General features: G+C 64.7%; 15 protein-coding genes. 9 read left to right on the forward strand and 6 right to left on the reverse strand.

Annotated elements, in window-relative coordinates; translation table 11 throughout:
• The first annotated feature begins 90 nt into the window (after positions 1–90).
• Entirely contained in the window at positions 91–1,062 is a 972-nt protein-coding gene (locus BBX50_RS09885; protein WP_065775129.1) for a GlxA family transcriptional regulator, read from the forward strand.
• Between the two features lie 338 nt (positions 1,063–1,400).
• Here the strand turns inward: BBX50_RS09885 and BBX50_RS09890 are convergent, their stop codons facing one another.
• Positions 1,401–2,579 carry a LysR family transcriptional regulator gene (locus BBX50_RS09890; protein ID WP_065775130.1) on the reverse strand — a complete coding sequence of 393 codons (1,179 nt, stop codon included), beginning with the start codon at positions 2,577–2,579 and terminating at the stop codon, positions 1,401–1,403.
• A gap of 209 nt (positions 2,580–2,788) precedes the next feature.
• On the opposite strand from BBX50_RS09890, the gene BBX50_RS09895 reads away from it, so the two are divergent.
• The 7 genes from BBX50_RS09895 (at position 2,789) to BBX50_RS09925 (ending at position 11,537) form a co-directional block, all read left to right on the forward strand.
• Positions 2,789–4,327: an aromatic amino acid lyase gene (locus tag BBX50_RS09895; RefSeq protein ID WP_065775131.1), complete on the forward strand. Its 1,539-nt coding sequence runs from the start codon at positions 2,789–2,791 to the stop codon at positions 4,325–4,327.
• A gap of 18 nt (positions 4,328–4,345) precedes the next feature.
• Complete coding sequence (locus tag BBX50_RS09900; protein ID WP_065775132.1) at positions 4,346–5,722, forward strand: amidohydrolase family protein; 1,377 nt, start codon at positions 4,346–4,348, stop codon at positions 5,720–5,722.
• Positions 5,722–7,002, forward strand: coding sequence for a Zn-dependent hydrolase (locus tag BBX50_RS09905; protein WP_065775133.1), 1,281 nt, complete (start codon positions 5,722–5,724; stop codon positions 7,000–7,002). The genes BBX50_RS09900 and BBX50_RS09905 overlap by 1 nt, the downstream gene beginning before the upstream one ends.
• A 1-nt stretch (position 7,003) precedes the next feature.
• The gene (locus BBX50_RS09910) at positions 7,004–8,101 is read left to right on the forward strand and encodes a DUF917 domain-containing protein (protein WP_065775134.1); all 1,098 of its coding nucleotides are present in this window, start codon (positions 7,004–7,006) and stop codon (positions 8,099–8,101) included.
• A 13-nt stretch (positions 8,102–8,114) separates the two neighbouring features.
• Entirely contained in the window at positions 8,115–8,444 is a 330-nt protein-coding gene (locus BBX50_RS09915; RefSeq protein ID WP_065775135.1) for a cold-shock protein, read from the forward strand.
• A 372-nt stretch (positions 8,445–8,816) separates the two neighbouring features.
• Complete coding sequence (locus BBX50_RS09920) at positions 8,817–10,475, forward strand: urocanate hydratase (RefSeq protein WP_065775136.1); 1,659 nt, start codon at positions 8,817–8,819, stop codon at positions 10,473–10,475.
• 255 nt (positions 10,476–10,730) lie between these two features.
• On the forward strand, positions 10,731–11,537 hold the full coding sequence (locus BBX50_RS09925; protein WP_065775137.1) for a class I SAM-dependent methyltransferase: 807 nt from the start codon (positions 10,731–10,733) through the stop codon (positions 11,535–11,537).
• Positions 11,538–11,768: 231 nt separating this feature from the next.
• Here the strand turns inward: BBX50_RS09925 and BBX50_RS09930 are convergent, their stop codons facing one another.
• The 5 genes from BBX50_RS09930 to BBX50_RS09950 all read right to left on the reverse strand — a co-directional run bounded on the left by BBX50_RS09930 (position 11,769) and on the right by BBX50_RS09950 (position 16,801).
• Positions 11,769–12,530, reverse strand: coding sequence for an SDR family oxidoreductase (locus tag BBX50_RS09930; RefSeq protein WP_065775138.1), 762 nt, complete (start codon positions 12,528–12,530; stop codon positions 11,769–11,771).
• Positions 12,531–12,534: 4 nt separating this feature from the next.
• The gene (locus BBX50_RS09935; protein WP_065775139.1) at positions 12,535–13,353 is read right to left on the reverse strand and encodes an ABC transporter permease; all 819 of its coding nucleotides are present in this window, start codon (positions 13,351–13,353) and stop codon (positions 12,535–12,537) included.
• Entirely contained in the window at positions 13,353–14,219 is an 867-nt protein-coding gene (locus tag BBX50_RS09940; protein WP_065775140.1) for an ABC transporter permease, read from the reverse strand. The genes BBX50_RS09935 and BBX50_RS09940 overlap by 1 nt, the downstream gene beginning before the upstream one ends.
• Before the next feature lie 268 nt (positions 14,220–14,487).
• Positions 14,488–15,648, reverse strand: coding sequence for a spermidine/putrescine ABC transporter substrate-binding protein (locus BBX50_RS09945; RefSeq protein ID WP_065775141.1), 1,161 nt, complete (start codon positions 15,646–15,648; stop codon positions 14,488–14,490).
• Positions 15,649–15,718: 70 nt separating this feature from the next.
• The gene (locus tag BBX50_RS09950; protein ID WP_065775436.1) at positions 15,719–16,801 is read right to left on the reverse strand and encodes an ABC transporter ATP-binding protein; all 1,083 of its coding nucleotides are present in this window, start codon (positions 16,799–16,801) and stop codon (positions 15,719–15,721) included.
• 185 nt (positions 16,802–16,986) lie between these two features.
• Here BBX50_RS09950 and BBX50_RS09955 point away from each other — a divergent pair, with 185 nt between their 5' ends.
• A complete protein-coding gene (locus tag BBX50_RS09955) occupies positions 16,987–17,790 on the forward strand; it encodes a LuxR C-terminal-related transcriptional regulator (RefSeq protein WP_065775142.1) in 804 nt (267 codons plus the stop codon).
• Positions 17,791–18,004: the final 214 nt, after the last annotated feature.

Below are 18,004 nucleotides of genomic sequence, written 5' to 3' on the forward strand. Positions count from 1 at the left end.
GACCTCATTACGAGCCAAGAAAGACCGCGCTGCTTTTCATTATCGGCTTCATCCTATACATTATCGGCAACACGGCGGGGAAGTTTGGGCATGGATCAGAACGTTTCGCAGGTGCAGCACGTCGATATCCTGGTGCTGCCGGAGACCAATCTGATCCTCGTTGCCTCCGTCATCGAGCCGATGCGTGCGGCCAACCGCATCGCCGGGCGGCCGCTCTACGACTGGACGATCTACAGCCCTGACGGCGCGCCGATCGAAACGAAGAGCGGCATACCGATCCCGGTTTCAGGCGCCTTCCGGCCGCAGCGCGAGACATCGCCGCTCTTCATCCTCTCAAGCTACAACTGGCAGCGCAGCGCCACCTCGCAGCTGAAGATGTTCCTGTCGCAGACGGCGAGGCATCGTGAACTGATGGCGGGCATCGAATCCGGCTCCTGGCTGCTTGCCGAGACCAGCCTGCTCGACAACTTCAGCGCCACCACCCACTGGGAGGATTTCGAGGATTTCACCACCAGCTATCCGCAGGTGACGATGGTGCGCGAGCGCTTCGTCATCGACGGCAAACGCATCACGACAGGCGGCTCGCTGCCGACGCTCGACCTGATGCTGGAGCTGATCCGCCGCGCGCATGGCTATTCGCTGGCGCTCGAAGTGTCGCGCCTCTTCATCTACGAGCAGGAGCGCACCCGCGGCGATCTCCTGCAGATGCCGGCGATCGGCAACATGCGCATCCTCGATCCGCGCGTCGGCGCCGCGGTCAAGCTTATGGAGGAAACGGTGGAAGCGCCCCTGACGCTCGTCCGGCTCGCCCGCCGCATCGGCGTCAGCACGCGGCATCTGCAGGACCTCTTTCGCGACACGATGGGGGTCGCGCCGCACGAGCATTACCTGGCGCTGCGCCTCAATGCGGCGCGGCGCAAGGTGATCGAGACGCGCCTCGAGTTTGCCGACATTGCCGCGATCTCCGGCTTCAATTCGTCGTCCTCGTTTTCGCGCAGCTACCGGGCGCATTATCGCGAAAGCCCGAGCGAGACGAGGAGGCGGCTGAAGCTGAAGAGCTGAGCGCGCACTTCATGTTTTGATTCAAGCGAGAATTTTCAGAGTCGTTTCAGGCGTTTGGCGGCGGATGATCACGAACTGATTCTGCGGCCGTACACGGCGGAAAGGTTCCGAGCTGGCACGTCATGTACGGAGCCTGCTTTAGTTCACGATGGCTTCTTCTCCCTCATTCCTGTGCTTGTCACAGGAATCCAGCCAGCCCAAGTCCTTGGGCTGAAAAGAGTCTTTCCGACACGCCGACGCGCGTCGACTGGATTCCTGTGACAAGCACAGGAATGAGGGCAAGAGGTGCAGCCGAATACAAAGTCTTGGCGTCGCGTAACGCATGACACGGCAAAGCGTCAGACCGGCGCGCTCCTCTTCATCATCGAAATCATCAGCTCGCCGATCTCGCCGGCGAAAGCGCCACGCGGCCAGACGAGCGTGAGGGATTGCCGGTAGGCGGGGCCAAGCCGGATCATCGCCGGGGGCCGATGCATCCTTGCGAGCGAGGATTCCGGTAGTACCGAGAGATAGCCGTGCTCGGCGACGAGGTTGATGATTACAGGAATGGAATCGACTTCGACGAGGGCGACGCGCCGCCGCTCTGCCTCATCCAGCGTGTCATCGAGGAAGCGGGCGGTCTCGCGGCGCAATCCGCTCCTGACGCTTGGTACCGCGATCGGGCAGGCGGCGAGCAGCCTTGGCAGATCACCTGCGAAAGCGGAAAGGGCGGACGCGGGGCCTGCCAGCGCCAGCGGCATCTGCGACACCAGCCGGCCGTCGCAATCCAAGGGGATCTCGGCGACATCGAGCAGGGCGGCGTCGAACCGCCGGCTTCTAAGGCCCGCCAAAAGTTCATCCGCCGTGGTGCTGGATGTGTAGAGCGGCTGCCGCGGGCGGGTGCGTTGCCAGTTCGCCGTCAGCGCCGCCAGCATGCGGGCGATCTCGCTTTCGGGTCCAAGCGGCATGACGGCGCCGAGCCGCCAGGTGGCGGCGTCGCGGCGGAAGCGATCGGCCGAGGCGTGTGTCAGCCGCGCCCAGATATCGAGCAGGGCCTCGACCAACGGAATGATCCGCTCAGCGGTTGCCGTGGTGAGAACGCCGCCATGAGAGCGCTCGAACAGGCGGCTGCCGAGATGGCGTTCCAGGTCGGCCATTTGCCGTGTCAGCTGCGGCTGGCCGAGACCGAGCGCTTTTGCCGTGGCGCGAATGCTGCCGGAGCGGGCGATGCGCACGAAGCGATCGAGCGCGACGAGACCGATGGGCGGAGCGGGATCGGTCGCCTCCCTGCCCACAGCTGTGAGGATGGCGGTGATCGTTGCCGTTGCCTCTCGAACGTCGGTCGCACGCGCGCGGGCTTCGAGTGTCAGCACCAGCATGGTCTCTTCCCGTCGGAAGAGTGACATGGAAATCGCCTGTTCGAAGCGTTTGACAGCGGCGCTGACGCTCGAAGGCGCGCGCCCGCAAAGGGCTGCGGCGCGGCGAATGCCGCCTTCGCCAAGCACTGCGTCCACGAGCACGATCGTCGCCAAATCCATTCCATGATCCCCGAAGGCCGTACACGCATTTTCTGCGTTCTGAATTCGGCATCACCCGTTCCAGATTTGGGATATAGCATGGATGTGCGATAAGCGCATAGCATGCATCCAGCACTGCAGCGTTTTCGAGCGGCGGTTGCGAGACATCAGAGCATCCGCGCACCGCCTCGAAACCGAAGCGAGCCCGGCGCGGAAAGGTATCTATCGGCATGTTGCATCAGGTCAAAACCATCGTTCTCTGCGGGAAACCTCTGGACTTCGCGACACTCGAGGATATCGGGGCGGGAAGGGCACGGCCGGTGGCCGATGATGGCGGCATGGAGCGGGTGGCCGCCGCCCACAAGGTGGTTGCCGAGCGTGTGGCGATGGGGTTGCCCGTCTATGGCTCCAACACCGGCGTCGGCTCGATGAAGGATCGGCTCTGGACGGCCGACGACCTTGCCGAATTCAACAACGCTTTGGTCAGGGCTCATCACTTCGGTACCGGCGAGTTCTTCGCGCCGGCGATCGTGCGCATGGCGATCGCCATCCGTGTCAACACCGCCATGCGCGGCCATACCGGCTGCAGCCCGGATCTGATCCGGGCGTTTTTGTCCCTGCTTGCGGCCGACATCATTCCGGCGGTGCGCCGGCACGGTTCGATGGGCTGTGCCGATATCGGCCTGATGGGGCAGATCGCCTCGGTGCTGACCGGCGTCGGCGAGGCCTATTATCAGGGGCGTCTCGTTTCGGCGGAAACGGCGCTCAGCGAGGCCGGCCTGAAACCCTTCGTCATGCAGCCGCGCGACGCGCTGGCGGCCCTCAGCGTCAACGCTATCGCTTTCGCCGCAGCCGCCAATGTTCTGCGTGAGGCGGCATCCGCGATCCGCGTGCTGCTCGTCACCGGCGTCATGTCTTCCCTGGCGCTTGGCGCTTCGGCCGATCCGTGGCGGGTGGCGGCAACGCTCTCGACGCGCGGCGAGGCGCTGGTCGGTTCCTGGCTCTATGGCCAGTCCGGCGTCGCCGACTGGCCGGTGCCGACGGCAATCCATGATCCCTTGAGCCTGCGCATGACCGCCCAGGTCTTCGGCGCCGTCGTCGACACACTGATGGTCGCTGCCGGGCGGCTGGTAGAGGCGACCTATCTTTCCGATGACAATCCGGTCGTGATCGGCGGACAGGTGCATTCCTCCGGTGCATCGCTGCCGCTGACCACGACGCTCTATATCGAGGCGGCGCAGATCGCCTTTTCCCATGCGGCGCGCAATGTGCTGAACCGCTGCATCCTCCTGTCGAACGGAGGGCGCCGCAATCTCTCGGTCAATCTCGTGGCGCCGGGGGAAGTGGCGACCGGGCTCGGCCCGCTGATGAAACTCGCGGTCGAGCTCTACATGCGCGTTCAGTCGCTCGCTGTGCCACTCTCGGCCCAGTCGATCGTGGTCGCCGGTGGCCTCGAAGAGGAAGCGACCTTCCTGCCGCTGATCGTCGAGCGCATGGAAACGCAGGTGCGGGATCTGCGCCAGCTTGCCGCGATCGAGGCGATGCTGTCGTCGCAGGCGATCGATCTCGTCGGCGACCAGCCGCAGGGCATCGTCAGGCGCGCCTACGACCAGACCCGCTCGGTCAGCCCTGTTTATCTCAAGGACCGGCCGCTCTCGAAGGAGATCGAGGCGCTGCAGGATGCCTTCACTTGCCACGACCTGTTGCGATCCTTCGTCGCGACGGCGCCGATGCCGGAGTTCGACGACTTCTTTGCACTCGGCAAGTGACACAACGAGGAGAGCAGCATGTCCGATTTCGATCTCGTTCTGAAAGGCACCGTTGTTCTCCCGCACCGGATCGTCGAGGGCGGCCATGTGGCGGTTCGCGACGGCAAGGTGGTGCATGTCGGGCAGGGCGCTGCACCGGCTGCGCGTGAACGGCATGATCTCGGCAATGCGCTGATCCTGCCCGGCGCTGTCGATGCGCAGGTGCATTCGCTGTCGCAGAAAAACCAGGAGGATTTCATCTGGTCGACGCGCTCGGCGGCCGCCGGCGGCGTCACCACCATCGTCGACATGCCCTATGACGAGGGCAATCTCGTCTGCTCGGCCGAGGCGCTGCGCCGCAAGATCGACCATGCGGGGCCGCAGGCGCGCGTCGATTTCGCGCTCTACGGCACCGTCGATCCCGAGGAGGGGCCGGCGCGCATCGGCGAGATGGTCGAGGCCGGTGTCGCCGCCTTCAAGTTCTCCACCTTCGGCACCGATCCGAAGCGCTTTCCCCGCATTCCGGCGGCCCTTCTCGAAGACTGTTTCCGCGCGATCGCACTGAGCGGGCTTACAGCCGGCGTCCACAATGAGGACGATGAGGCGGTGCGCGCCGCGATCGACAAGGTGAAGGCCGCAGGGATCACCGACTACCGCGCCCACGGGCTGTCGCGCCCGCCGCTGACGGAGCTGCTGGCCACCAACCAGATCTACGAGACGGGCGCTGCCACAGGCTGCCCGGCACATGTGGTGCACTGCTCGCTCGGGCGCGGTTACGAGATTGCTGCCGCCTACCGCGCCCAAGGGCACGCCGCGACCATCGAGTGCTGCATCCACTATCTGACGCTCGACGAGGAAAACGACGTCCGCCGGCTCGGCGGCAAGGCGAAGATCAACCCGCCGATCCGGCCGCGCGCCGAGGTGGAAAAGCTCTGGCGCCATGTGGCCGACGGCACGGTAACGATGGTTTCGACCGATCATGTGAGCTGGTCGGAGGACCGCAAGACCAATCCTGATATGCTGGCCAATGCCTCGGGCGTGCCGGGGCTCGAAGTCATGGTGCCGCTCTTCGTCAAGGGCGCGCTGGAGCGCGGCATCCCATTGACGCGAGCTGCCGAACTGATGACGCTGAACCCGGCCCGGCATTTCCGCCTCGACCACCAGAAGGGCGCGCTGGAAGTCGGCAAGGATGCCGACATCATCGTCATGACGCCGGAGCCCTATGTTTATGATGCGGCCGCCAGCGGTCACAACGTTGTCGGCTGGTCGCCCTATAACGGTATCAGGCTGCCCTGGCGGGTGTCCGCTACCTATTTGCGTGGCAGGCTTGCCTTTGATGGTCGCACGGTGCTGGCTGAACCGGGTGTCGGCCAGTTCGTCCGACCGCTTCCGACCCTGGCGCTGCGGGAGGCGTGATGAGCAAGACCGCACACAAGGTTCCGGCCAATCTGCCCGTGAACGCCAGCCGCATCGCCGGCATCGTCAACGGTTTGGGGGGCATTACCGAGCCCGACCGGCCTTACACGCGGCGCGCTTTCACGCCGCTCTTCCTCGAAGGGCGCGCCTTTCTCGACCGGCGCTTTCGTGCCGCAGGGCTTGAGACCCGGATCGACGCCGCCGGCAATCTGATCGGCCGTCGTAAGGGACGGAAATCGGCGCTCGGCACGATCATGCTCGGTTCCCACTCCGACACGGTGCCCGATGGCGGCCGTTTCGATGGTATCGCCGGCGTAGCGGCGGCGCTCGAAGTGGCGCGGGCGCTTTCCGACAACGGCATCGAGCTCGACCATGATCTGGAAATCGTCGATTTCCTCGCCGAGGAAGTGTCGATCTTCGGCGTTTCCTGCGTCGGCAGCCGTGGCATGGCGGGCGTGCTGCCGGATGGCTGGCTGAACCGCACGCAGGGCGAGCTGAGTTTGCGGCAGGGCATCGTCGAAGTGGGCGGTGACCCCTCGCGGCTTTCGGGGTCGAAGCGCTCCGACATCAAGGCCTTCCTGGAACTGCACATCGAGCAGGGGCCGGTGCTGGAGACGGGGCGGCTCGACGTCGGCGTCGTCACCGCCATCGCCGGCATCACCCGCATCGAGATCATCGTCGAGGGACAGGCCGATCACGCCGGTACGACGCCGATGGGGCATCGGCGTGATGCTCTGGTCGCAGCCTCCCGGCTGGTGTTGGAAATTGAGCGGCTGGCAACGGAATTTTCACGCGGCGACGGGCACTTCACTGCGACCGTCGGCGAGTTCTCGATCGAGCCGAACGCGGCCAATGTGGTGCCATCGCGCGTGCGGCTGCTGATTGACGCGCGCGCCGAACTGCGGCCGCAGATGGAGCGGTTTCTCGCGACGCTCGCGTCGCTTTGTCAGGGCCTCGCCGAGGCATCTGGCGTGACGATTGCGCCCGCCAATGTGCTCTCGGACAACCACCCGACGCCGGGAGATACGCTGCTGCTTTCGACGCTGGAAGAAAGCTGCGACGCTATCGGCGCCAAGCACCGGCGCATGGCGTCCGGCGCCGGCCACGACACCGCCTGGATGGGGCGCATCACCCGCTCGGCGATGGTCTTCATTCCCTGCCTCGGCGGGCGTTCGCATGCGCCCGAGGAATGGGCCGACAACGACGATATCGCGCTCGGCGCTGCCGTTCTCTTCGATGCGGTGAAGCGGCTCGACAAAAAATTGCAGGAGAAAGTGTGAGATGGGCCGGATACTGAAGGAAAAGGACGTCGAGGCGGCGGTCAAGGGCGGTTCCGTCTATGCCGCCGGCGGTGGCGGCTGGGCCGATCATGGCCGCATGCTCGGCTATGCCGCGGTCTCGATCGGCAAGCCCGAGCTGGTCTCGATCGACGAGCTCGACGCCAATGACTGGGTGGCAACTGCAGCCGCCATCGGCGCGCCGGCCTCGACCACGCCCTGGGAGATGCGCGGCGTCGACTACGTCAAGGCCGTGCAACTGTTGCAGGAGGCGCTCGGCGAGAAGCTTTCGGGGCTGATCATTGGCCAGAACGGCAAGTCCTCGACGCTGAATGGCTGGCTGCCCTCGGCGATCCTCGGCACCAAGGTGGTGGATGCGGTCGGCGACATCCGCGCGCATCCGACCGGCGACATGGGTTCGATCGGCCTTGCCGGCTCGCCCGAGCCGATGATCCAGACGGCCGTCGGGGGCAATCGCGAGGAAAACCGCTACATCGAGCTGGTGGTGCGCGGCGCCACCGCCAAGGTCTCGCCGGTGCTGCGCACCGCGTCGGACATGTCCGGCGGCTTCATTGCCTCCTGCCGCAATCCGGTGCGCGCATCTTACGTCAAAGCCAATGCGGCGCTTGGCGGCATCTCGCTGGCCTTGGCGCTCGGCGAGGCGATCATCGCGGCCGAAGCCAGGGGCGGCAGCGCCATCATCGACGCGATCGTCAAGACGACCAATGGCGCGATCCTTGCGGAAGGCACGATCACCGACAAATCGGTCACCTACACCAAGGAAGCCTTCGATATCGGCACGGTGACGCTGGGGAAGGGCGCTGACTCAACGGTATTGCATGTGATGAACGAGTACATGGCGGTTGACTCTGCGGAAGGCAGAAGGCTTGCGACTTTCCCCGACGTCATCACCACGTTGTCGCCGGAGGGCGAGCCCCTGAGCGTCGGGCAGTTGCAGGTGGGCATGCGGATCTTCGTGCTGCACGTGCCGAAGACGGTGATCCCGCTGTCGTCCAGCGTGCTCGACCCGACTGTCTATCCATCCGTTGAAAAGGCGATGGGCATCGAGCTTGCCCGCTACGCGCTTTCGGGGCGGCAATGACGGGAGCAGGACCATGGCACGCGATGCAGGTCTGGAAGAGCTGATCCGGGAAGAACTCGGCGACCGGGCCGGTCTTTCGGAAAAGGCAATGTTCGGCGGCTGGGCCTATCTGCTTCACGGCAACCTGCTCCTTGGCGCGCGCGAGGGCTCGCTGCTGGTCAGGCTCGGCAAGGGCAATGACGGCTGGGCGCTTGCGCTGTCCGATATCGAGCTGATGGTGATGAACGGGCGGGCAATGCATGGCTGGGTTCGCGCCGGAGCGGATGCCTATGGCGACGACGTTTTGCGCCGGCGGCTGCTCGATGGGGCGATCGCCTTTGTCGAGACGTTGCCGCCGAAGTGAGTGAGGCTGGTGGTTTGCGCCGCCGGCGCGAGTTGGTCGGCTGCCCCGCCAGTCAGTGTCGCAGTTGCCCCTCACCCTAACCCTCTCCCCGCAGGCGGGGAGAGGGGACGTGGCCGCTAGCGTCGGCGGAGCGTGTGGCGAGTGGCGCGGTCCACGCGTGCATCGTGGGCGGAAGCGTTGCGATTGGAATGCGGCCGATGCGGCAGGCACAACGCCATCCCCTCTCTCCGCCTGCGGGGAGAGGGCTAGGGTGAGGGGCTGTTCCTCCACCATATTGAATGAGGGAGGGGACCGTTACCTCCCCGCCGAGGTGAATGGAAGAGGAAGAGCGGCTTCGCACCTCCCGCGGACACAACAACAAGGAATGAGACGATGCCCAAGGCCAATCCCCGTCACCCGAACTTTCCGATCCCCGGCGGGCCGGAGTTGCGCGCCAAGGGCTGGCGGCAGGAAGCGCTGCTGCGGCTGCTCGAAAACGTGCTCTCGGTCGGCGAGGATCCGGACAACCTCGTCGTCTATGCCGCCCTCGGCAAGGCGGCGCGCAACTGGCCGGCGCATCGCGCCATCGTCAAGGCGCTCATCGGGATGGACGAGGACCAGACGCTGATCATCCAGTCCGGCAAGCCTGTGGGTTTGCTCAAGACCCATGCCAAGGCGCCGCTGGTGATCATGGCCAATTGCAACATCGTCGGCCAATGGGCCAAGGCCGAGGTGTTTTATGAGTTGCAGCGCAAGGGGCTGATCTGCTGGGGCGGGCTGACGGCCGGGGCCTGGCAATATATCGGCAGCCAGGGCGTGATCCAGGGCACCTACGAGATCTTCATGCGAATCGCCGAGCGCCGGTTCGGCGGCGATCTCTCCGGCCGCTTCGTGCTGACGGCGGGGCTTGGCGGCATGGGCGGTGCGCAGCCGCTGGCCGGCCGTATGGCGGGCGCGGCGATCCTCTGCGTCGATATCGATGCGGAACGGGCGAAGAAACGCCGCGAGATCGGCTATCTGCAGGAGATCGCGCCCGACCTTGACGCGGCGCTGGCGATGATCGACGCGGCGGTGAAGGAAAAGCGCGCGCTTTCGGTCGGCCTCGTCGGCAATGCAGCGGAGATCTATCCGGAGATCGCACGGCGCGGCATCGTGCCCGACGTTGTGACCGACCAGAGCTCGGCGCATGATCTGGTCTATGGCTACGTGCCGAAGGGCATGAGCCTTGACCAGGTGAAGGCTCTGCGGGACGAGGGCCAGGGGCAACTGATGGCGGCAAGCCGCGCCTCGATCGTCGAGCACGTCAAGGCGATGCTCGACTTCCAGGAAAAGGGCGCGGAAGTCTTCGACAACGGCAACCTCATCCGCACCCAGGCACGCGAGGGCGGTGTCGCCAATGCCTTCGACATTCCGATCTTTACCGAAGCCTATCTGCGCCCGCTCTTTGCCCGCGCGATCGGCCCCTTCCGCTGGATGGCCCTTTCGGGCGAGGAGAGCGACATCGCCCGGATCGACGATCTGCTCTTGGATATGTTTCCGGACAACAGGATCGTCACCAACTGGATCAGGCTCGCGCGTGAGCATATCCCCTTTGAGGGCCTGCCGGCCCGCATCGCCTGGCTCGGCCATGGCGAGCGCACGGCGCTGGCGCGGCGCGTCAATGAGCTCGTGGCCTCCGGTGAACTCAAGGGACCGATCGCGTTTTCGCGCGACCATCTCGATGCCGGTGCGATGGCGCATCCGAACATCATGACCGAGCGGATGAAGGACGGATCGGACGCGATCGCCGATTGGCCGCTGCTCGACGCCATGCTGCTCTGCTCGTCGATGGCCGACCTCGTCGTCGTCCATTCCGGCGGCGGCGGTTACGCCGGTTACATGACAAGCTGCGGCGTGACGGTCGTTGCCGATGGCACGGTTGAGGCCGACGAACGGCTCGACCATGCGCTCACCAACGACACGTCTCTCGGCGTCATCCGTTATGCCGATGCCGGCTATGAGGAGAGCTTCGAGGAGATCGCCGCCAAGGGCATCGGGCACGTGACGGTGTGAGGGGCCCGGCGGCTTTGTCTCTACTCTCATCTCTGTGCTTGTCACAGAGATCCAGCCACGGCGCGTCCGCGCCGTGAATAGCGCTGGAAAGTAGCAAGTGAGTCTCTGGCGCTGCGGACGCAGCGCCGCTGGATTTCTGTGACAAGCACAGAAATGAGGGAGAGGAGGAACGCTCCGAGTCCGCCCGACATGCAAGCGCCTTGGTGCAGGACACGGCAAGCGCTAATATGCCGCCTTTACTGCTTGGAGGCGATCATGACGTCGAGCTTCAATGTGCAGAGTGCGACCGGTTACGAGCAACTGATGGGCCGGTGGAGCCGGCAGCTTGCGCCGCTGTTCATCGATTTTGTTGGCGTTGCCGACGGCGAACGGGTGCTGGACGTCGGCTGCGGCACCGGAAGCCTGACCTTTGCGCTGCCGCATGCGGCAAATCTCAGCGAGATCGCCGCGATCGACTTTTCACCCGTTTTCGTCGAAGCGGCGATCCGGGCAAACAGCGATCCGAGGATCAGGATCCAGCAGGCCGATGCCTGTGCGCTACCCTTTGACGATGGTTCGTTCGACCGGGCGCTGGCGCTGCTGGTGCTGCATTTCGTACCGGAATCCGGCAAGGCCGTCGCTGAAATGCGCCGGGTCACGCGACCGGGCGGGGTCGTTGCCGCCGTCGTCTGGGATCACTTTGGCGGTATGCCGGGGATGCGTATGGTGCTCGATGTGGCGGCCATGCTCGACGAAAACGCGGTGCAGGTGCGCAGCCGCTATTGTTTCCAGCCGATGATGCGGCCGGGCGAGATGATGCAGAGTTTCGCGGCGAATGGCCTCGTGGATATCGAGCACACGTCGCTGATGATCCGGATGGACTACCAGTCGTTCGAGGATTTCTGGCAGCCGATCGCGGCGGGCGAGGGACCCTTGGGCAAATATGTCGCGGCGTTGGATCCCGGGCTGCGGGCGAAGGTCGATGCGGGGGTGCGCGCGGCCTATGAGGCTGGCCAGCCTGATGGTCCTCGCTCCTTTGCGGCGGTGGCATGGGCCTGCCGGGGCGTGGTTCCCGCCGCCTGATGCGCTTCCACGCGAGCCCTCATCTCTGTGCTTGTCACAGAGATCCGGCAGCGCCGCGTCGGCGGCGCGAGAGGCTTTTTCCTTCCAGAGTCTGGCAGAAGTCATTCACCGCGCGGACGCGCCGTGGCTGGATTTCTGTGACAGGCACAGAAATGAGGGAGGGAAGGAAACGCTTCAAGTCCTTGTCCAGTGTAGGCACATGGGGCTGTCGGGGTACTGAGCGTCAGCCGATCACACCACCGTCTCGCCGCCATCGACCACCAGGATCTGGCCGGTCATATAGGAGGAGCGATCGGAGACGAGGAACAGGATCGACTCGGCAATCTCCTCGACGCTTGCCCAGCGGCCGAGTGGCACCTTTTCGCGGATATAGGATTCAATCGCGCCGCGGCCGCCCATTTGCGCGATGAAGGGGTCGTTGAAGGGGGTGTCGACCCAGCCGGGGCAGAGCGCGTTGACGCGGATGCCATGGCGCGCGTAGTCGCCGGCCATCTGCTTGGTCATGGCGATGACGGCGTGTTTGGTCGTCGTATAGGCGATCATCTCGCGGTCGTAGAGCACGCCCGACGAGGAGGAGGTGTTGACGATGACGCCGCGGCCGGCGGCGCGCATCGATGGCATGACAAGGCGTGCGGCCATGAAATGGGCGCGGACATTGAGGTTCCAGGAGCGGTCGAAGCCTGAAATCTCGACCTCTTCCAGATCACCCGCCACCTGAGCGCCGGCATGGTTGTGCAGGATATCGATACGCCCATGACGATAGAGGATATTGGCGATGCCGTCGGAAAGGGCTGCGTCGTCGGTGACGTCGATCGCCAGCGCCTCGGCGCGGCCACCCTTGGCAGCGATCGCCTCGACGGCGGCGCTGGCTGCCGCAAGGCTGCGGTCGACGACGACGACATGAGCGCCCTCGCGCGCCATGATGGCCGCCCCCGCCTGACCGATCCCGGAGCCCGCTCCGGTCACGATCGCGACCCGGTCTTTCAGGATCATGGTTTCACTCCCCGGATTTTGTTTTCTTTTCCCGCATCAGGATGCGGGCGGTCAGGATCAGAAGCAGCGAAGCGACGAGTACCAGCGTCGCGATCGCGTTGATCTCGGGCGTCACGCCGCGGCGGATCGAGGCAAAGACGTAGATCGGCAGCGTCGTCTTCGAGCCCGCGACGAAGAAGGCGATGATGAAATCGTCGAAGGAGAAGGTGAAGGCGAGGAGAAAGCCGGCGAGGATCGAGGGCAGGATCTGCGGCAGCACGATCAGCCGGAAGGTGGTGAGCGGCGTCGCGTAAAGGTCACTCGACGCCTCGACGATGTCGCGACCGAGGCTGGCAATGCGCGCCTTCACGATCATCGTCACCAGCGCCATCGAGAACAGGCCGTGGGCGGCGATGATCGAGCCATAGCCGAGACCGAGTTGCGGCGGCTGCTCGCCCGGCCAGATGGAGGCCAGCGCCGGATTGACGAAGGAGAAGACGGCGACGAGCGCCACAAGGGTCGCGATGCCGATGACGACGCCGGGAACGACGATGGCGGCGGCAAAGAGCGCGTCGAAGATCGCCCGGTTGCGTGGCGCCAGCCGCTCCATGCCGAGTGCTGCCATGGTGCCGAAGATCGCGGCGAGCGTGGCGCTGGTAAAGGCGATCATCAGGCTGTTCTGGAGGGCAGAGACCAGGAAGGTGTTTCCCAGCGCCTTGCCGTACCAGGCGGTCGAAAAGCCGGTGAACTCGCTCGCATTGCGCCCCGCATTGAAGGAGAACAGCACGACGAGCGCGATCGGCGCGTAGAGGAAGAGATAGACGGAAGAAATGAAGGCGCGCATCAGACGAGATCCACCTGTCTTGTGCCGGCAACGCGGAAGGCAATGCGCATCGCCACCATCAGGATCACCACGACGACGGCCACCAGTGTGACGGCGATCGCCGAGCCGAAGGGCCAGTTGCGCGATTGCAGGAAGAGATCGACCAGCGCGTTGCCGATGAAGAACACCTTGCCGCCGCCAAGCAACTGCGGGATCAGATATTCGCCGAGCAGCAGGATCGTCACCAGCGCGACGCCGGTCATCACGCCCGGCAGCGACAAGGGCAGGGTGACACCGAAGAAGGTGGAGACCGGTTTGGCGCCGAGATCGGCTGAGGCTTCAAGCAGGCGGCGATCGAGTTTTTCGAGGCTCACATAGATCGGCATGATCATCAGCGGCAGGTAGCCATAGACGATGCCGAGCAGGACGGCGCCCGGCGTGTTCAGCATCCTGACGTCCTCGATGCCGATCATCGACAAAAGGTTGGGGATGCCGCGCGAGCCGAGAATGTACATCCAGGCATAGGTGCGCACGAGCAGGCTGGTCCAGAAGGGCACGACGACGAGCGACACCAGGATCAGCCGGTAGCGCGGGTTCGCCTTGACCGCGAGATAATAGGCGACCGGATAGGCGATCAGCAGGCAGGCAAGGGCGCCGACCGGCGCGAGAACGAGCGTGTTCCAGAAGGCCGCCGCCCGCGTCGGCAGGTTGGCGAATTGCGCAAAGGTGAAGGCCGCCTGGTAGCCGCCTTCCGGTGCGCGTTCGCCGAAGGCGAAGACCAGCATGGCGATGAAGGGCAGCACGAGGAAGATCATCAGCCATGCCGCCGCCGGCGCCACCAGCGCTGCCGTCACCAGGTTTCTCTTCGTGTTCGTTGCCGCGGTCATAAAATGGATCCGTTGAGTTTCAGTAGCATTCGGCCCGCATTGGCCGGGTGGGGGATTGCCCCCTCATCCGGCCTGCCGGCCACCTTCTCCCCGCAGGCGGGGCGAAGGGGACTCGTGGCGCCCGCTCGTTCCCACACATGCGAGGGTCGGAGCGGGAGGTTGCCGCTTGTCCCTTCTCCCCGTCAGAACGGGGAGAAGGTGCCGGCAGGCGGATGAGGGGCAATCCCTCACCGCGCGGATGAGGGGCATTTTCCTCTCAGAGCTTCGCTCAAGCCGACTTGAAGCGCGCCATCAGCTCGGCGCGGCCGGGGTCGGTCAGCGTCACGGCGGCGCCGAATTCGAGCGGCGTCAGCGATGCCTCGTCCGGATAGACGATCTTGTTGCCGGTGACGTCGGCCGGCAGCAGCTTCATGACGCGGCTGTCGGTCGTCGGTGCGCCGTTGGCGATGTGCTCCTTCATGGCGTTTTCCGGCGCCATCAGATAGTTGAGCAGCGCATAGCCGGCAGCCTTGTTGGCGGCACTCTTCGGGATCGCGTAGAAATCCGACCAGATCTCGCCGCCGTCCTTGCCGAGCACGAACTGGATCTCCGGCATGTCGCGGTTGAGCTGGGCGCCGTCATTGGTCCAGCACATGGTCATCCAGGCATCGGTCGCGCGCATCGACGGCTGGTAGTCGCTGTTGATGGCGTAGAGATGCGGCTTCACCTTGATTAGGAGTTCCTCGGCCTTGGCGAGTTCGTCCGGCTTGATCGAGTTGAAGGAGTAGCCGAGCGAGACCAGCGCGTTGCCGATGGTGGTGAGCTGATAGTCGTGGACCATGGCGCGGCCGTCGGCTTCGGTCATGGCGATCTCGAAGAAGTCCTTCCAGCTCGTCACCGGCGTCTTGATCTTCCCCGAGTTGAGCGCGATGCCGGTCGTGCCCCAGTTCTTCGGCACGGCATAGGTCTTGCCGTCGACGACGCCTTCGTTGGTGAAACGCGCGGTTTCGGTGGAGGCGTCGTAGTTCGGAAGCTTCGAAAGATCGAGCTCGTCGATCAGGCCGAGCTTCACATAGGTCGAGATCGTGTAGTTGGTGGGAACGAAGAGGTCCCAGCCGGTGCCGCCGGCCTGGAGCTTGGCGAGCATCTCCTCGTTCGAACCGAAGACATTGACCTCGACGGCGACGCCGGTTGCCGCCTGGAAGGCCTCGAAGGTCGCCGGGTCATGGTAGTTCGGCCAGGTGGCGATCGACATCTGCGTGCCGAGATCGCCGGCAAAGGCGGTGGAATTGAAGAGGCCCGGCTGGCGCGCGAGCACGGCGGTCGCAAGTCCGAGGCCGGTAACGCCGAGGAAGTGGCGGCGGGTGACCGAGCCGCGCTTCAGGCGCATCAGTTCGTCGCCAAGCTGATCGGCAGTGATAGGGGCATTTTCTCTGTACCATTTGCTCATGACGCTGTTCCCTTTATCGTTTGACGTACATGCGTAGGCGGCAGAACCGGCCCGGTGAGGCCGGGAGAATTCAGGCCGGAAAGACGTGCAGCGCGTTCGGATCGAAGGCGAGGCCGACCTTTTCGCCGGGCTCCACCAGTTCGCTGTCGCCGAGCGTGCGGCGGTCGGCCGTGACCAGGAAGTCGCCGAGGCCATCGACTGCAACCGAGTATTCGACGGCTGACCCTAGGAAGATCCGGTGGGTGACGGTGCCGGCAAGCGCGTCCGCACTCGCAGCGCCGTTGCGCGTCAATCGGATCGCCTCGGGCCGGAGTGCCACCGTTGCCGCACCTTTTGCGCCGTTGATTGCGGGGGCGGCGAAGCGCGCGCCATTGGCAAGGACGAGCGACGAGGCGCCGTCGACGGTGGCATTGATGCGGTTGGTCTTGCCGACGAAATCGGCGACGAAGAGGCTCGCCGGCCGGTCGTAGATTTCCTCGGGCGGGCCGACCTGGACGATGCGGCCGGCGTTCATGACGCAGACGAAATCGCTCATCGACAGCGCTTCTTCCTGATCGTGGGTGACGAGCACGAATGTGATGCCGAGCTCGCGTTGCAGCGTCTGCAGCTCGATCTGCATGGCGGTGCGCAGCTTCTTGTCGAGGGCGGCGAGCGGCTCGTCGAGCAGAAGCACCTTCGGCTTGTTGACGATGGCGCGGGCAAGCGCCACGCGCTGCTGCTGGCCGCCGGACATTTCGTGGATGCGGCGTTTGCCGAAGCCGCCGAGCCGCACCATTTCCAGCGCCTCCTGGGCGCGGCGGGAAATCTCGGCGCCGGCGATGCGCGGCCGCATCTGCCTCAAGCCGTAGGAGACGTTGGCTTCGACGTCGAGATGGGGAAACAGCGCGTAGTGCTGGAACACCATGTTGACCGGGCGGCGATAGGCCGCCACGCCGTTCATCGGCTCGCCGCTGATGAACACCGTGCCCTCGCATGGCTGCTCGAAGCCGCCGATCATGCGCAGACACGTGGTCTTGCCACAGCCGGAAGGCCCCAGCAGCGCCATGAAGGCGCCGCGCGGCACCTCAAGATTGATGTCCGATACAGCCGTCACGGCGCCATAGCGTTTGGCGACCGAACGGAATTCGATGTCGTTCGTCGAAGCGGATGTCACGTCTGTTCCCTGCGGTTGTTTTCGGATGTCGCCATGATCTCCCATCCTGGCACTCCACCGTCATTGACACGCAGCCTAGTCACCGCGCGCCCTGCCGGTATATACCCCGAGAGAGGTATTTCAACGTGGATCAGCTTGTGTGAGGAGTATATCCCGGAGCTGCAGGCATCGGCCGGGAGGGCGGTTTGAGCGTCGATCTCGAGGGACTATTTCAGGTCATCGCGCCACTCGTTACAGGGGCCGCGCTGGAGGACGAGGCGGTCGGCACCGCCTATCGGCAGCTGATGTCGAGGCTGATGACCTTCGACTACGTGGTCGTCTTTGCCTATCGCGGCAAGGAACGGCCGATCGATCTCTACAGCACCTTCAACGCCAGGGATCATGTGCTCTTCGTCAGCCTCTACCAGGCGGGGCCTTACTTGCTCGACCCGTTCTACCATGCGGCGTCACAGGGCAAGCCAGGCGTGTGGCGGATGCGGGAGCTTGCGCCCGACCGGTTCTTTTCCTCGGAATATTACCGTACCTACTATGTGCAGACCGGGCTTGCCGAGGAGGTCGGCTTCTTCGTGCCGGTCGACGAGCAGATCACCGTCGTGCTGTCCTTGATGCGGCGCGAGGCGACGGGGACGTTCAGCACCGCGGAATTCGCGCTGCTGAAGAAGGTCGAGCCGCTGGTCTCGGCGCTGGTGCGCCACCATTGGGCAGGCCTCGGTCGCCGCTTCGATGCCGCGCTGGCGAAAACCGGGCGGAGCAAGCGCAAGGCGACGCATCCGCCGGCCGACGGCGTCTGGCAGCATCTCAATCTGACCGACCGGGAAGCCTCGATCGTCGAGCTGGTGCTGCAGGGGCACTCGTCGGAATCGATCGGCCTGAGACTCGGTATCTCCACCGGCACCGTCAAGGTTCATCGCCGCAACGTCTATCGCAAGCTCGGCATCTCCTCGCAGACGCAATTGCTGTCGCTTTATCTGAGAAACCTCGGACAATAAGCCGCTTCTGAGCGTGTCCCCGTGCTGGCGAATCGTCGCCGGCACATTCGCGCATTCGCGTCGCGGCAGCTCTCTCACTCCGTATGTCTCTCCGCACCAGTGCCCCGAAAGCGCGCCGCGCTGGCCTGCGTCGGCTCTCCAAACGGTATTCCTCCACAAACGTGATCGATCGCGCGGCTGATCGCTATTGACATTTTTTTCACGTCATGAAATT

Source organism: Ensifer sp. LC11 (assembly GCF_001695835.1).
Lineage (GTDB): Bacteria > Pseudomonadota > Alphaproteobacteria > Rhizobiales > Rhizobiaceae > Ensifer.

Bases quoted from the DNA above. Each gene is read 5' to 3' on its own strand.
- BBX50_RS09885 (WP_065775129.1), top strand. From the start codon at position 91: ATGGATCAGAACGTTTCGCAGGTGCAGCACGTCGATATCCTGGTGCTG.
- BBX50_RS09890 (WP_065775130.1), bottom strand. From the start codon at position 2,579: ATGGATTTGGCGACGATCGTGCTCGTGGACGCAGTGCTTGGCGAAGGC.
- BBX50_RS09895 (WP_065775131.1), top strand. From the start codon at position 2,789: ATGTTGCATCAGGTCAAAACCATCGTTCTCTGCGGGAAACCTCTGGAC.
- BBX50_RS09900 (WP_065775132.1), top strand. From the start codon at position 4,346: ATGTCCGATTTCGATCTCGTTCTGAAAGGCACCGTTGTTCTCCCGCAC.
- BBX50_RS09905 (WP_065775133.1), top strand. From the start codon at position 5,722: ATGAGCAAGACCGCACACAAGGTTCCGGCCAATCTGCCCGTGAACGCC.
- BBX50_RS09910 (WP_065775134.1), top strand. From the start codon at position 7,004: ATGGGCCGGATACTGAAGGAAAAGGACGTCGAGGCGGCGGTCAAGGGC.
- BBX50_RS09915 (WP_065775135.1), top strand. From the start codon at position 8,115: ATGGCACGCGATGCAGGTCTGGAAGAGCTGATCCGGGAAGAACTCGGC.
- BBX50_RS09920 (WP_065775136.1), top strand. From the start codon at position 8,817: ATGCCCAAGGCCAATCCCCGTCACCCGAACTTTCCGATCCCCGGCGGG.
- BBX50_RS09925 (WP_065775137.1), top strand. From the start codon at position 10,731: ATGACGTCGAGCTTCAATGTGCAGAGTGCGACCGGTTACGAGCAACTG.
- BBX50_RS09930 (WP_065775138.1), bottom strand. From the start codon at position 12,530: ATGATCCTGAAAGACCGGGTCGCGATCGTGACCGGAGCGGGCTCCGGG.
- BBX50_RS09935 (WP_065775139.1), bottom strand. From the start codon at position 13,353: ATGCGCGCCTTCATTTCTTCCGTCTATCTCTTCCTCTACGCGCCGATC.
- BBX50_RS09940 (WP_065775140.1), bottom strand. From the start codon at position 14,219: ATGACCGCGGCAACGAACACGAAGAGAAACCTGGTGACGGCAGCGCTG.
- BBX50_RS09945 (WP_065775141.1), bottom strand. From the start codon at position 15,648: ATGAGCAAATGGTACAGAGAAAATGCCCCTATCACTGCCGATCAGCTT.